This is a genomic window from Bordetella genomosp. 8, assembly GCF_002119685.1.
Taxonomy (GTDB): domain Bacteria; phylum Pseudomonadota; class Gammaproteobacteria; order Burkholderiales; family Burkholderiaceae_B; genus Bordetella_C.
The window spans coordinates 447,082-459,953 of sequence record NZ_CP021108.1 but is presented as its reverse complement, the minus strand read 5'-3'; the positions used below and the strand labels follow the sequence as shown (position 1 = coordinate 459,953).

The window sequence follows — 12,872 nt, the reverse complement described above, 5'->3', positions numbered from 1 at the left end:
ACCCGCTGATTGCATTCCCCACGCCGTCCCGCTCGACCCGATTTAGTGTGTCCCACTGCTCTTCCGTATGGTTTGGTAACAACTAAGGTAATTTAATCTTAATTCTTAAACGAACCTTAAGTTGTAAGAGCAAGCGGTAATTTCGGGCCTAAATATGGCCTTTATTGCTGATGGATCCCTATCTGCCGCTAAATCACACATCTCCGGCCAAAATGCTGCACGCCGACGGCTACGAACGGACGGCCGAAAATCGGCCTCCCGTAACAGTCGTGGCAGGGAAACGACAGCTTTGTGGAGAAAAAGGCACAGACGCGCGCGTCAAGCTTGCGCGTCAGGCCGCGCGCCTAGCGTCCGCTCTTGGGAAAGAGCGCGATGAAGTCCAGCAGCTTTTCGCCGAGCAGATTCACGTGTCCGCGCATGGCATCCGCGGCGGCTTCTTCATTGCCGGTGGCGATGGCGCGCAGCACGTCGTCGTGCTCGGTCAGCGTGGCCGCGCGCCGGCTCGGCTTCTGGGTGACGAGACGGCGATACGCACCGATGCGGTTACGCAGCGCCCGGGTCTGCTCGGCGAGAAACTCGTTCTGCGAGGCCTCGTAGATGGTCTCGTGGAAGCGGCGATTCACTTCATAGAAATCCGCGACGCGGTCGGTCTTGGACAACTCGATCAATTCATCATGCAGCGCGCTCAGCGTTGCCAGCTGCGACGCTGAGATACGGCGCGCCGCCATGCGCGCGCAGAGGGACTCCAGTTCGGCCATGACCTGGAACATCTCGATCAGGCGCGACGCGGGCAATTCCACGACGACGGCGGGCTGGCGCGGCCGTATCCGGATCAACCCGGCCGAGGCCAGATGTCGCAAGGCCTCGCGTACCGGCGTGCGCGACACGCGGAAGCGGGCGGCGAGCTCGACCTCGTCCAGCCTGGCCCCGGGGGCCAGGTGGCCGGAAAAGATCTCGCTTTCCAGGATCTGCTGTATGCGCACCGACCGGCTGGCCGGCGCCGGCGCGCCATCGTCGGCGGCCTGGACTGCTTCCTGGTCCGGGAGTGCTGCGTTCACTGGAATCCTTCGCTGTGGTGGCCGGGGCGGCGAATCCGCCGGCGGCCGGGCTGAAGCCGGCCATCGCGAACTCGCCGACTGGAATTATAACTTCTCTTGCATACAACAAACACAACTTTGTATGCACGACTTCGTGGCGTTCATGGGCCATGTTGTGCACTGGTTTGAAGCATGCCGGCCACGCCGTTTCCCTATGAGCACGCAGAAAAACTGGCATGGATGTTGCATTGCCTAGGCTAGAGGCGGACGGACAAAGCTCGGACCGCCAACACCGCATAGGCAAGGCTGGCCCCCATCAATGTATGCAAGCCAGCATCACCAACACTCCACGAGTACAGGAAGGGAAGGACAGATGGAACTGGGCTTGAAAGGCAAATCGGCGCTGGTGACCGGCGGCTCCAAGGGCATCGGGCTGGCGACGGCGCACAGCTTCGCTCGCGAGGGCGTCGCGACCCTGCATCTGGCCGCCCGCTCCGAAGAAGGGCTGGCCGCCGCGCGCGCCGCGCTGACGGCCGCCTATGACGTGACCGTGCATATCCACCCCATGGACCTGGCGTCGAATGAGAACGCCCTGGAACTGGCGCGGCGCTGCGCCGAGGTCGACATCCTGGTGAACAACGCCGCCGATTCGGCGGCCGGCCCCTTGCACAAGCTGTCGGACCAGATCTGGCGGGACAGCCTGGATATGAAGATCTTTTCCTACGTCACGCTGTCGCGCGAGCTCTATGCGCACATGAAGCGTCGCGGCGGCGGCGTGATCGTCAACGACATCGGCAATTCGGGTGAAAACCCCGATGCCGACTACATCGTCGGCACCACGGGCAACGCCGCGATGATGGCGTTCACCCGCGCGCTGGGTGGCCGCAGCCTGGATGACGGCATACGTGTCGTCGGCGTCAATCCCGGCCCGGTCGCGACGGACCGCATGGTCAAGCTGATGAAGCGGCGCGCCCTGGATTGGTACGACGACGAGAGCCGCTGGGAAGAACTCTTCGACAAGTATCCGGGCAAGCGGCCAGCGTCGGCCGAAGAGGTCGGCGACCTGATCGTCTGGCTGTCGTCGGAACGCGCCGGCTACATCACCGGCACCATCGTGACCATAGACGGTGGCATCGCGTCGCGCCGCTCCATCATCTGAGGAAGACAGGCATGCGCGGTTTCGAACAGAGAAACGCCTATTTCGATCGGCTGTGCAATACGCCTGGCCTGATGTGGCTGGGGCAGAACACCAATCACTTCGAACCCCATCCCGCCGTGCTGCGGGCGGTCACGGACGCCCTGACGCGGGGCGATTACCACGCGTACGCGCCGCCGGCCGGATTCGAAACGCTGCGCAGGCTGATCGTGCAGGACGCGGGCGTGCCGGACGCCTGCGCCTTTGTCACCGATGGCGCCGTGCAAGCCCTGTACAGCGTATGCCGCCACGTGTGCCGGCCGGGCAAGGACTTCGTCACCACGGACCCCAGCTGGGCCTGGCCCATGCACTTCGCCCGACAGGCTGGCTCGCGCGTCGTCGAACTGCCTATCTACGACGCCACCCAGCAGTACAAGCTGACGCCGGCGCAGTTGCGCGCGGCGGTCGGCCCGGACACCGCCGTCATCTACCTGGTCGATCCCAACAATCCGCTGGGCACCTGCCACACCGAGGACGAGATCCGTGAGATCGCCGAGATCGCGCGTTCGGTCGGCGCCTACCTGATCCACGACGCGACGTATTTCCACTTCGCCGACGCGCATACGCCGGCGTACCGCTTCTATCCCGAGAAGACCATCATGACCTACAGCTTCTCGAAGTGGCTGGGCCTGGCGGGCATGCGGCTGGGCGCGGTGATTTCCAATCCCGACATCATCGAAGAGCTGGCGAATGCGCCGCCCAACAACCTGGGCAGCAACGTGCTGTCGCAGCGTGCGGCGATCGCGGGCCTGGAGACGAAGGCCGAATGGTTCCCGGACGTGCAACGCCGGCAGCGCCGCAACCAGGCGGCCGTCGCCCGGGCCGCGGCCGCCGTTCCCGGCCTGCATCTGCCCGTCTATCCCTCGCAGGCCAACCTGGTGGTGATGGAGACGGTGGATGCCGGCATCCGGCCCGAAGCGCTGGTGGCCGCCTACCAGACGCAGGGCGTCATGATCCGCCAGGGCACGTACCACACCAAGCGCTTCGGCGACCGCTTCGTCAAGATCAGCCTGACCGTGCCGGAAGCCTGGGCCGACCGCTTCTGCGAGCTCTTGCCGGAGATGGTCGAACAGGCCCGTCGCCAGCCCACCGCCAACGACCTTTTCTAGGAATCCAGGCATGCCCACCATCACCACGCGCGACGGCCACACGCTGCACTACGAAGAAGCGGGCAGCGGCACGCCCATCCTGTTCGTCCATGAGTTCGGCGGCGACTGGCGCAGCTGGGAGCCGCAGATGCGTTATTTCTCGCGCCGCTATCGCTGCATCACCTACAGCGCCCGCGGCTACGCGCCTTCGGACGTCCCGACGTCGGTGGACAGCTATTCCCAGGAAATCGCCGTCAACGACATGGTGGACGTCATGGATGGCCTGGGCCTGGGGAAGGTGCATGCCGTGGGGCTGTCCATGGGCGGCTTCGCGGTCCTGCACTTCGGCCTGCGCCATCCCGGGCGCGCCCTGTCGCTGGTGGTCGCCGGGGCCGGCTACGGGGCGGAAAAACAGTATGAAGACTATTTCCGCCAGGTGTCCTGCGACGTCGCCGACAAGTTCGAGCAGTTGGGGTCGGCCGTATTCGCCGGGACCTATGCCCAGGCCGCGTCGCGCATCATCTTCCAGCTCAAGGATCCACGCGGATGGCAGGAATTCGCGCGGCAACTGGCCGAACACGACGCAACGGGCTCGGCCAACACCATGCGCGGCGTGCAGGCGCGCCGCCCGTCGATCTACGACCTGGAAGCCGAACTCAAGGAAATGACGCTGCCCACCCTGGTGATCGTGGGCGACGAAGACGACCACTGCCTGCAGCCCGGCATCTTCATGAAGAAGACGATACCGGCCAGCGGGCTGCTGGTGCTGCCCAAGACGGGCCATACGCTGAATCTGGAAGAGCCGGCGCTGTTCAACCAGTTCGTCTCGGAATTCCTCGCCACGGCCGAGCAGGGCCGCTGGATGCCTCGCGATCCGCGCTCCGCGCCCGCGCAGATCATGAAGACGTCCTGACATGACGGTCGGCATGCAAGCACCGTCCGCCTGGGTCGATCAGGACCGGCTGATGAACCGCCTCGATGCGTTGGCGCGCATCGGGGCGACCGCCGCGGGCGGCGTCGACCGGCAGGCGCTGTCGGCCGAAGACGCGCAGGCCCAGTCGCTGATGGCCGAGTGGGGCGCGGCCCTGGGCTTGCAGGCCAGCCGCGATGCCGTGGGCAATTTCTTCCTGCGTTGGCCAGGCAGCGTGGCGGGCCTGCCCCCGCTGCTCGCGGGATCCCACCTGGACAGCCAACCCACCGGCGGCCGCTACGACGGCGTCTATGGCGTCGTGGCCGCGCTGGAAGCGGTGCAGGCGCTGCAGGCGGCAGGCGTGCGGCCGCGCCGCGCCATCGACGTGGTGGCCTGGATGAACGAAGAAGGCTCGCGCTTCGCGCCCGGCATGATGGGCTCGGCCGTTTTCGCGGGCGAGCGCGGCCTGGAAGAGACCCGCGCGGTGCGCGACGCCGGCGGAATCTCGGTCGGTGACGCCCTGGACGCCACGGCCGAAACGCTGCGCCACCTGCCGCGGCGCCCCATGGGTGGCGCGGTGCATGCCTACATCGAAGCGCATATCGAACAGGGACCCGTCCTGGAACGCGAAGGCCTGCCCATCGGCGTGGTCAGCGGCATCCAGGGCAAGCATACGTTCCGTGTCCACGTGCGCGGCGAAGCCGCGCACGCCGGCACCTCGACTCGCGCGGAACGCAAGGACGCGCTGCTGGCGGCGACCGCCATGGTGCAGGCGCTGGCGGCGGCATTGCACGATGAAGAGGACATCGTGAGGTTCACGGTGGGCCGCTTCGATGTCCGGCCCAGTGCGCCGTCGGTGGTGGCCAGCGAGGTCGTGTTCTCCATAGACCTGCGCCATCCCGACAGCGACGAACTCACGCGCCTGTCGGCGCTGGTCGAGCCGGCCTGCCAGGCGCACGCGGGCCCCTGCGACGTGCAGGTGCGACGGTTGTCCGCCGCGGATTCACTGGTCTTTCCGGAAAGCATGCGCGCGCGGATACGCGCCGCGGCGGACGCGCTGGCGCTGCCGCACCGGGACCTGATTTCGGCCGCCGGCCACGATGCCCGCTACCTGCACGCCATCTGCCCGTCGGCCATGATTTTCGTGCCGTGCCGCGACGGCATCACCCATAACGAGGCCGAGTACGCCGAGCCCGAGCATCTCTACGCTGGTGCCCGGGTGCTGGCCCACGTACTCGCGGACCTAGCGACAGAGGAAGCGCCATGAACATCGCCATCCGATCCGCCTTGCCGGCGTCTCCCCCCACGCCCCATGCGCAGACCGATGCGACGCAGCGGACCGCGGCATCCGCGCGCACGACCGCCGCGCAGCCCCTGCTGGCCCTGTCGGGGATTTCCAAGACCTTCGGCACGGTACAGGCACTGCGCGAGTTGGAAGTGGATATCGCCCCAGGCGAGTTCGTGACCGTCGTGGGTCCCAGCGGATGCGGCAAGAGCACCCTGTTCAACATCGTCGCGGGACTGGAAGAGCCGGATGCCGGCGGCCGCATCGAATTCCTGGGCAAGCCATGCCGCGCACGCGACCTGCTGGGCAAGGTGTCCTTCATGCCGCAGCGCGACCTGCTGCTGCCCTGGCGCAGCGTCATCGACAATGCCATCCTGGCCGTGGAGATGGAAGGCGTGCGGCGCAGCGATGCCCGCCGCGCCGCGCTGGAAATGCTGCCGGAATTCGGCCTGGCCGGTTTCGAGAAGCAGTATCCGCACGAACTGTCCGGCGGCATGCGCCAACGTGTCGCGCTGATGCGCACCTTCATGTTCAATCGCGACCTGATGCTGCTGGACGAACCCTTCGGCGCGCTGGACGCGCTGACCCGCAGCATGATGCAGCGCTGGCTGCTGGACGTCTGGCAGAAGCATCGGCGCACCATCCTGTTCATCACGCATGACGTGGACGAAGCGCTGTTCCTGGGCGATCGCGTGCTCGTCATGACGGCGCGGCCCGGCCGCGTGAAGCTGGAGCAGAAAGTTACCCTGCCACGCCCGCGCCTGCCCGATATCGTCACGTCGCCCGAGTTCATCGAGCTCAAGCGCACCCTGCTCGCCGCCATCGAGGAAGAAAGCCTGAAGTCATTCACCGCGGCCGGCACGGCCCAGGGGCAATCATGAGCGGCGGCCAGGCAACCCGCACCGGTGCCTCGATGCCGTCCCTGCCGCCCTGCCCCGCCGGCATGCCCGCCGCGGAATGGGAAGCCCGCGTGGCGCTGGCCGCGTGCTACAGGCTGGTCGCGGCATTGAAGATCGACGACCTGATCTACAACCACATCAGCCTGCGGTTGCCCGGTGCGGACGACCGTTTCCTGATCAATCCCTACGGCATGTTGTTCGAGGAAATCACCGCGTCCAGCCTGGTGCTGATCGACACGCAGGGCCGCAAGCTTCGCGACACGCCCTACGAAGTCAACGTGGCCGCCTTCGTGATCCACGGCGCGATCCACCAGGCCCGCCACGACGCGGTGTGCGTGCTGCATACCCATTCCGACGCCAGCGTGGCGGTATCGGCCCAACGCGACGGCCTGCTGCCCCTGTCGCAGTTCGCCATGCGCTTCTACGGCCACCAGGCCTTCCACGACTATGAAGGCGTGGCCATCGACCTGGACGAACAGCAGCGGCTGGTGGCGGACCTGGGCCAGCATCCGGTCATGCTGATGCGCAACCATGGGCTGCTGACCCTGGGACGCACGCCCGGCGAAGCCTTCATGCTGCTGTACTACTTCGAGCGTGCCGCACGTATCCAGCTCGCCATGCAGGCCGCCGTGGCGGGCGGCGCCGGGCCCATCGTCGTGCCGGACGCCGACGTGTGCCAAAAAGCCGCGCGCCAGTTCTGGCACAACGAAGGCGACATCCTCGTAGCCGGCGAACGCGAATGGCCGGCGCTGGTGCGGCAGCTGGATCGCACCGATGCCTCATACAAGCAATAGCAATTCTTTTCTGATCCGGCCAGGACGCCCCGGCCGCTACTGGAGAACCACCAATGCTACAGACGCGCCCACTGCATGCGGGATTCGGCATCGAAGTGCTCGGACTGGACCTGTCCGCGCCGGACAGCGACGCCGCCGTGGACGAACTGGTGCGGCAAGTCGACCGCCATTCCCTGATCCTCGTGCGCGGGCAGGCGCTGAGCAACCAGCGCCACGTCGATATCAGCCGCCGCTTCGGCGACCTGATGACCCACGTCCTGAAGCAATTCCTGACCACGGGACTGCCCGAGATCTATGTGCTGTCCAACGTGACCGAGGACGGCAAGCCCATCGGCAATCACAAGGAAGGCTGGAACTGGCATTCCGATCTCTCGTATGTGGCCGAACCGAGCATGGGCTCGCTGCTCTATGCGGTGGAGGTCCCGCCGGAAGGCGCGGACACCCTGTTCGCCAGCATGCACCTGGCCTACGAGTCGCTGCCCGCCGAGACACAGGCGCGCATCCGCAACCTGACCGCCACGCACTCCTACGCCGGCTACTACGGCAAGGCTTTCGCCGACCGCGCGCCCTTGACCGAGGAGCAGAAGGCGCGCACGCCCGACGTCGTGCACCCGGTGGTGCGCACCCATCCGGTGACGGGCCGCCTGTCGCTGTACGTCGGCCAGGACATCGTCAAGCAGATCAACGACCTGCCCGCCGACGAAGCGGAGACCTTGCTCGCGGCGCTCAACCGGCATGCCATCTCTGACGAATTCACGTATCGGCACAAGTGGCAACAGGGCGACCTGATCATCTGGGACAACCGCTGCACCATGCATTGCGCCACGCCTTACGAAGACACCCGGTACCGACGCATCATGCACCGGACGACGGTCGCCGGCACGCGGCCTTTTTGAACAATAGGGGATAGAACGATGAAGACCAAGCGCTTGTTTACCCTGCTGGCGTGGGCAGCCACGTTCGGACTCGCCGCGCCCGCCCTGGCCGCGCCCGCCGCCAAGGAGCCGGTCAAGGCCTCGCTGCGGCTGAAGTGGCTGCCGCAGACGCAGTTCGCCGGCTTCTACTATGCGCTCGCCAAGGGCTACTACAAGGAAGAAGGCATCGACCTGACCATCAACCCGGGCGGCCCCAACCTGCTGACCGAGAACCTGGTGGCCACCGGCGCCGACACCTTCGGCCTGTCCGGCGGCACCGACAGCGTCATGGCCGCGATCGACAAGGGCATGCCCATCGTTTCGGTGGGCGTGTCGCACCAGATCACACCCTTCGTGTTCGTGACGAAAAAAGACGGCCCGAAGACATTGAAAGAGTTCGAGGGCAAGAAGGTCACCGCCTGGTTCACCGGCGCCCAGTACGTACTGTTCGGGATGCTGGCCAACCAGGGCGTCGATCGCAGCAAAGTCGATATCCAGCCGCAGCAGGTCAGCGTGACGCCCTTCGTCAATGGCGATGTCGATGTGGTGACCGCCACCTGGTACAACGAGCTCTACACCATACGCCAGCGCGTGGGCGAGCAGAACCTGCGCATGTTCAAGGCCGAAGACTACGGCATCACCTTTCCTCGCGACACGCTGATCGTGTCCACCAAGACGGCGCAGGAGCAGCCCGAACTGGTCAAGGCCTTCCTGCGCGCCTCCATCCGCGGCTGGCGCGAGGCCATGGCCCATCCGAAGGACGCGGTCGATATCGTCATGAAGGTCGCGCCCACGCTGGACCGGGCACACCAGGAATTCATGCTGACCGAGGCCTACCGCCTGATGACGGCGGGCAACGCAAAGTCCGAAGGCCTGTTCTGGATCGATCCGGCGGCGATGCAAAAGGCAGAGGAATTCCTGCTCACCAACAAGGTGATCAGCAAGCCGGTCGACGTCTCCAAGGCCTTCGACAGCCGCTTCCTGCAGGCCATCCCGGTGGCGGAGCGTCGGCCATGAAGGCGGGCCAGCCGCGTGCCGGCTCGGCGGCTGCCGTGCTGCTGCGCGGCGTGGCCGCCATCGTCGTCGTCGGCGTGCTGTGGGAGGCCGCCGTGCGCGCGGGCGGCATCAAGCCCTACTACCTGCCCAGCCTGTCATCCATCCTGCAGGCCATCGCCGCCCTGCCCGAGACCTATGCGGCGAGCTTCCTGCGCACCTTGTGCGAGACCGTGCTGGGCTACGCCGCCGGCGCCGTCGTCGGCGTGGTCAACGGCGTACTGTTCCATCGCATGCGGCTGCTGCGCGAACTGGTATTTCCGCTCTTCATCATCTCGCAGACCATACCGGTGATCGCTTTCGGCGCGGTGGTCGTGCTGTGGTTCGGCAACACCATCCTGGCCAAGGCCCTGATCGCCTTCTACCTGACGTTCTTTCCCGTCACGGTGAACACGCTGCAAGGCCTCGAGGCCGTCGACCGGCGCCAGGTGGACCTGCTGCGCAGCTTCGGCGCCACGCCGCTCCAGTTGCTGATGCGCCTGCAGCTGCCGGCCGCGCTGCCGCAGATTTTCGTCGCGCTGCGGCTGGCCTGCACGCTCAGCCTGCTCGGCGCCATCGCGGGCGAATGGTTCGGCGATACGACGGGCCTGGGCGTGCTGCTGCTGCAAGCCATGTACAACGAGCAGTTCGTCGCCTTGTGGGCGGCCATCCTGATGGCCGGCCTGCTGGGCACGTCCTTCTATGGGCTGGTCGCCTGGGCGGAGCGCAAAGTCGTTTTCTGGAGAGCCGAGCTATGAAGGTCACATTGCCCAGGCCCGGCAACCCTCGCGCGGCCCGCCGCGCCGCGCTGGGGCTGCTGGGCGTGGCTGTGCTGTGGGAGCTGTGCGCACGCGCATTCGCGCTTCCGGACTACGTCCTGCCGCGCTTCACCCGCATACTCGCCGCCATCGTGGACCAGCACGCGCTATTGCTGGCCGCGGCTCGCATGACCGTGATGGAAGCCGTCTCCGGCTTCCTGCTCGGTGCCGGCGCGGGCATCCTGTTGGCGATCATCCTGACCATGCTGCCACGGGCCCGCGGCGTCATGCTGCCCGTGGCCACCGCGTTGAATTCTGTGCCGGTCGTGGCGTATGCCCCGCTCATCCTGCTGTGGTTCGGCATGGGCCCGGAATCCAAGATCGTCATGGTGGCCCTGGCGGTGGGATTCACGGTGTTCCTGCATGCCCTGGCAGGGCTCGATCGCGTGGACCAGCGCGCCGTCGACCTGATGCGCAGCTTCGGCGCGGATCGGGCCGCGATCCTTTGGCGGCTGAGGCTGCCCGCGGCCATCCCATTGACCGCGGCCGGCATGCGGGTGTCCACCGTGCGCGCCATGATCGTGGCCATCGTCACGGAAATGCTGGGGGCGACCGGCGGTCTGGGATGGACCATATTCCAGGCCGTATTGCAGATCGACTTCGTCCAGGTCTGGTCGGCGATCTTCGTCGCGTCCGCGGCGAGCCTGTTGTTCTTCGGCTTCGTCAATCTGCTGGAAAAACGCTACATCTTCTGGAAGTAGCCCGGGGCGATGGGGCCGAGGCCCGACGCCCGGGCGACGGGCGCCATCGCCGGCGCGTCAGCTCGTCAGGGTGACGAACCAGACCTTCTTCACGAAACGGTCCACTTCCCAGTGCCCTTTGTAGCCTTCCGGCATCACGAAGGGATCGCCCACCTTCAAATGGTGCACCGTGCCGTCGGGATCGACCACACGGCACTCGCCTTCCAGGATGTAGCCGAACTCGATATATCCCGTGGTGTCGGAGCGGAACTTGCCGGCGGTGCTTTCCCAGATGCCGGACGACGCCCGGCCGTTGTTGCCCTCGAACCCGGTGATGGTACGGAAGACCGTGTCGCCTTCCATCGGACGGCGCGGCTTGCCGATGTCGGGGTTGGTCATGGGACCGGCGCTGAACCGCACCAGCTTGGGGTTGATTTGCGTCACGTCTTTTTCCGAGGGTCGGGCGTTGGGGGGTGCCACTGTATCGCCGTGACATGGGGATATCAAGACTGGCATTGCCCGACGGGCGCTTGATGCGTTATAAATGATAACAATTACTATTCGCACGTATTCCACCCAGACCGCCAGACCGCTCGCCTCATGTCGACCGCCGAAGCCTCCCCCCGTGACGACCTGCACACGCTATACAGCGACCACCATGGGTGGCTGTTCGGCTGGCTGCGCAAAAAGGTCGGCAACAGCTTCGACGCGGCCGACCTGGCGCAGGACACCTTCGTCAGCGTCATGGCCGCGGGCGCGGCACGAACGATACGGGAGCCTCGCCCTTTCCTGGTGACCGTCGCGCGCCGCCTCGTGGCGCATCGCCACCGGCGCCAGCTGCTGGAAACCAGCTATCTGCAAATGCTGGCCGCCATGCCGGAGGAACTTGCGCCCTCGCCTGAAGCAAGGCTGCTGGCGCTGGAGGCCCTGCAGCAGATGGACGCCGTGCTCGACGGCCTCCCGCCCAAGGTGCGGGAGGCTTTCCTGCTGGCCCATTTCGAGGAACTGAGCTATGCCGACATCGCGCGGCGGCTGGGCGTATCGGCCAGCTCCGTCAAGCAGTACCTGACACGCGCCAACCGGCAATGCCTGTTCGCGCTGGCGTTCTGACGTCCACGTCATGCCCTTTTCCTGTACGCCCGCCGAATCCTCGCTACCGGACGACAGACGCGCCCCGCCGGGCCGCGCCGCTGTCCACGCCGCACCCATGGCCTGCGGCCAGGCGATCAGCGAAGCTACCGCGGACGCCGCCGCCGAATGGCTGACGGTCATGATGTCGGGCGAGGCGACGGAAAGCGAGCGCCAGCGCTGGCAGCAATGGCGCCAGTCCGATCCCGAACACGAACTGGCCTGGCAGCATATCGAGGCGGTCACCCGCCGGCTGGGTGTCATGCAGCCGGACGCGGCCTATCGGGCGCTGTCTTCCTATGCGGGCCTTGCGGCGCCCGGGCGCCGCAAGGCCATGCGCATGCTGCTGTGGGGCGGCGCACTGGGAACGGGCACCCTGCTCGCTTCGCGGACACAGGCATGGCGGCAGGCAACCGCCGACTATCGCAGCGGCGTCGGCGAACAGCGCGAGGTCGTGCTGAGCGACGACACGCGCATCCTGCTCAATACCGATAGCGCCATCGACGTGCGCTTCGATGCGCGGCACCGCCTGGTGCGCCTGGTCGCCGGCGAGGCCATGATCGTTACCGGCCACGTACCGGTGAACGGCGTCCCGGACAGCCGGCCTTTCATCGTACAGACCGCGGAAGGCCGCCTGCGCGCGCTCGGCACGCGCTTCCTGGCGCGGCAGGATGAGGGGACCACCCTGGTCGCCGTCATCGAAAGCGCGGTCGAAATCAGGCCCGACGCGGCGGCCGCCGCGCCACGCACCGTGCGCGCGGGCGAGCGCGCCACCTTCAGCCGGGATGCCATCGACGGCGTATCCGCGCTGCGCGACGCCGACATCGCCTGGACGCGTGGCCAGATCGTCGCGGAAGACATGCGGCTCGACGACTTCCTGACGAAACTGGGCCGCTACCGTCCCGGCTTTCTGCGCTGCGACGCACGCGCGGCCGATCTGCGGGTGTCGGGGGTGTTTCCCCTGGCGGACACGGACCGCATCCTGGACATGCTGGCGAAGGTGCTGCCCGTGCGGGTGCAACGGCACACCCGCTACTGGGTGACCATCGAAGCAATCGCCTGAAGTCGAAAAAAAAATTTCGCGCGACGACT

At 66.4% G+C, this 12,872-nt stretch carries 14 protein-coding genes; 12 read left to right on the top strand and 2 right to left on the bottom strand.

The genetic code is table 11. From position 1 onward, the window contains the following. Positions 1-344: 344 nt before the first annotated feature. On the bottom strand, positions 345-1,058 hold the full coding sequence (locus tag CAL12_RS02085) for a GntR family transcriptional regulator (protein WP_086062964.1): 714 nt from the start codon (positions 1,056-1,058) through the stop codon (positions 345-347). A 352-nt stretch (positions 1,059-1,410) separates the two neighbouring features. On the opposite strand from CAL12_RS02085, the gene CAL12_RS02080 reads away from it, so the two are divergent. Genes CAL12_RS02080 through CAL12_RS02035 form a run of 10 tightly spaced genes read left to right on the top strand, consistent with a single transcriptional unit; the run spans position 1,411 to position 10,673 of the window. After that, on the top strand, positions 1,411-2,196 hold the full coding sequence (locus CAL12_RS02080) for a short-chain dehydrogenase/reductase (RefSeq protein WP_086062963.1): 786 nt from the start codon (positions 1,411-1,413) through the stop codon (positions 2,194-2,196). Positions 2,197-2,207: 11 nt separating this feature from the next. Then, positions 2,208-3,341, top strand: a complete 1,134-nt coding sequence (locus CAL12_RS02075) for a pyridoxal phosphate-dependent aminotransferase (RefSeq protein WP_086062962.1) — start codon at positions 2,208-2,210, stop codon at positions 3,339-3,341. 10 nt (positions 3,342-3,351) lie between these two features. Continuing rightward, on the top strand, positions 3,352-4,233 hold the full coding sequence (locus CAL12_RS02070; RefSeq protein ID WP_086062961.1) for an alpha/beta fold hydrolase: 882 nt from the start codon (positions 3,352-3,354) through the stop codon (positions 4,231-4,233). A 52-nt stretch (positions 4,234-4,285) separates the two neighbouring features. Continuing rightward, complete coding sequence (locus CAL12_RS02065; RefSeq protein WP_232464674.1) at positions 4,286-5,497, top strand: M20 family metallo-hydrolase; 1,212 nt, start codon at positions 4,286-4,288, stop codon at positions 5,495-5,497. Further along, positions 5,494-6,396 (top strand): ABC transporter ATP-binding protein, encoded by a 903-nt coding sequence (locus CAL12_RS02060; RefSeq protein ID WP_086062959.1) that lies wholly within the window; start codon positions 5,494-5,496, stop codon positions 6,394-6,396. Before CAL12_RS02065 ends, CAL12_RS02060 begins: the two co-directional genes overlap by 4 nt. A gap of 32 nt (positions 6,397-6,428) precedes the next feature. After that, positions 6,429-7,208 (top strand): class II aldolase/adducin family protein, encoded by a 780-nt coding sequence (locus CAL12_RS02055; protein WP_198298453.1) that lies wholly within the window; start codon positions 6,429-6,431, stop codon positions 7,206-7,208. A gap of 53 nt (positions 7,209-7,261) precedes the next feature. Next, entirely contained in the window at positions 7,262-8,104 is an 843-nt protein-coding gene (locus tag CAL12_RS02050) for a TauD/TfdA dioxygenase family protein (RefSeq protein WP_086062958.1), read from the top strand. 18 nt (positions 8,105-8,122) lie between these two features. Next, positions 8,123-9,139 (top strand): ABC transporter substrate-binding protein, encoded by a 1,017-nt coding sequence (locus CAL12_RS02045; RefSeq protein ID WP_086062957.1) that lies wholly within the window; start codon positions 8,123-8,125, stop codon positions 9,137-9,139. Continuing rightward, positions 9,136-9,912, top strand: coding sequence for an ABC transporter permease (locus CAL12_RS02040; RefSeq protein WP_086062956.1), 777 nt, complete (start codon positions 9,136-9,138; stop codon positions 9,910-9,912). The genes CAL12_RS02045 and CAL12_RS02040 overlap by 4 nt, the downstream gene beginning before the upstream one ends. Beyond that, complete coding sequence (locus CAL12_RS02035) at positions 9,909-10,673, top strand: ABC transporter permease (RefSeq protein WP_086062955.1); 765 nt, start codon at positions 9,909-9,911, stop codon at positions 10,671-10,673. The genes CAL12_RS02040 and CAL12_RS02035 overlap by 4 nt, the downstream gene beginning before the upstream one ends. A gap of 57 nt (positions 10,674-10,730) precedes the next feature. Here the strand turns inward: CAL12_RS02035 and CAL12_RS02030 are convergent, their stop codons facing one another. Further along, complete coding sequence (locus CAL12_RS02030) at positions 10,731-11,051, bottom strand: cupin domain-containing protein (RefSeq protein WP_232464812.1); 321 nt, start codon at positions 11,049-11,051, stop codon at positions 10,731-10,733. A 201-nt stretch (positions 11,052-11,252) separates the two neighbouring features. Here CAL12_RS02030 and CAL12_RS02025 point away from each other — a divergent pair, with 201 nt between their 5' ends. Together CAL12_RS02025 and CAL12_RS02020 are read left to right on the top strand one after the other, a co-directional pair. Beyond that, positions 11,253-11,762: a sigma-70 family RNA polymerase sigma factor gene (locus CAL12_RS02025; RefSeq protein ID WP_086062953.1), complete on the top strand. Its 510-nt coding sequence runs from the start codon at positions 11,253-11,255 to the stop codon at positions 11,760-11,762. Between the two features lie 10 nt (positions 11,763-11,772). Next, positions 11,773-12,843, top strand: coding sequence for a FecR domain-containing protein (locus tag CAL12_RS02020; RefSeq protein WP_232464672.1), 1,071 nt, complete (start codon positions 11,773-11,775; stop codon positions 12,841-12,843). Positions 12,844-12,872: the final 29 nt, after the last annotated feature.

What these genes read in the sequence shown, in the direction of transcription:
- CAL12_RS02025 (WP_086062953.1), top strand. Translation starts at nt 11,253, where the DNA reads ATGTCGACCGCCGAAGCCTCCCCCCGTGACGACCTGCACACGCTATAC.
- CAL12_RS02030 (WP_232464812.1), bottom strand. Translation starts at nt 11,051, where the DNA reads ATGACCAACCCCGACATCGGCAAGCCGCGCCGTCCGATGGAAGGCGAC.
- CAL12_RS02070 (WP_086062961.1), top strand. Translation starts at nt 3,352, where the DNA reads ATGCCCACCATCACCACGCGCGACGGCCACACGCTGCACTACGAAGAA.
- CAL12_RS02080 (WP_086062963.1), top strand. Translation starts at nt 1,411, where the DNA reads ATGGAACTGGGCTTGAAAGGCAAATCGGCGCTGGTGACCGGCGGCTCC.
- CAL12_RS02065 (WP_232464674.1), top strand. Translation starts at nt 4,286, where the DNA reads ATGAACCGCCTCGATGCGTTGGCGCGCATCGGGGCGACCGCCGCGGGC.
- CAL12_RS02060 (WP_086062959.1), top strand. Translation starts at nt 5,494, where the DNA reads ATGAACATCGCCATCCGATCCGCCTTGCCGGCGTCTCCCCCCACGCCC.
- CAL12_RS02055 (WP_198298453.1), top strand. Translation starts at nt 6,429, where the DNA reads ATGCCGTCCCTGCCGCCCTGCCCCGCCGGCATGCCCGCCGCGGAATGG.
- CAL12_RS02075 (WP_086062962.1), top strand. Translation starts at nt 2,208, where the DNA reads ATGCGCGGTTTCGAACAGAGAAACGCCTATTTCGATCGGCTGTGCAAT.
- CAL12_RS02040 (WP_086062956.1), top strand. Translation starts at nt 9,136, where the DNA reads ATGAAGGCGGGCCAGCCGCGTGCCGGCTCGGCGGCTGCCGTGCTGCTG.
- CAL12_RS02045 (WP_086062957.1), top strand. Translation starts at nt 8,123, where the DNA reads ATGAAGACCAAGCGCTTGTTTACCCTGCTGGCGTGGGCAGCCACGTTC.
- CAL12_RS02020 (WP_232464672.1), top strand. Translation starts at nt 11,773, where the DNA reads ATGCCCTTTTCCTGTACGCCCGCCGAATCCTCGCTACCGGACGACAGA.
- CAL12_RS02035 (WP_086062955.1), top strand. Translation starts at nt 9,909, where the DNA reads ATGAAGGTCACATTGCCCAGGCCCGGCAACCCTCGCGCGGCCCGCCGC.
- CAL12_RS02050 (WP_086062958.1), top strand. Translation starts at nt 7,262, where the DNA reads ATGCTACAGACGCGCCCACTGCATGCGGGATTCGGCATCGAAGTGCTC.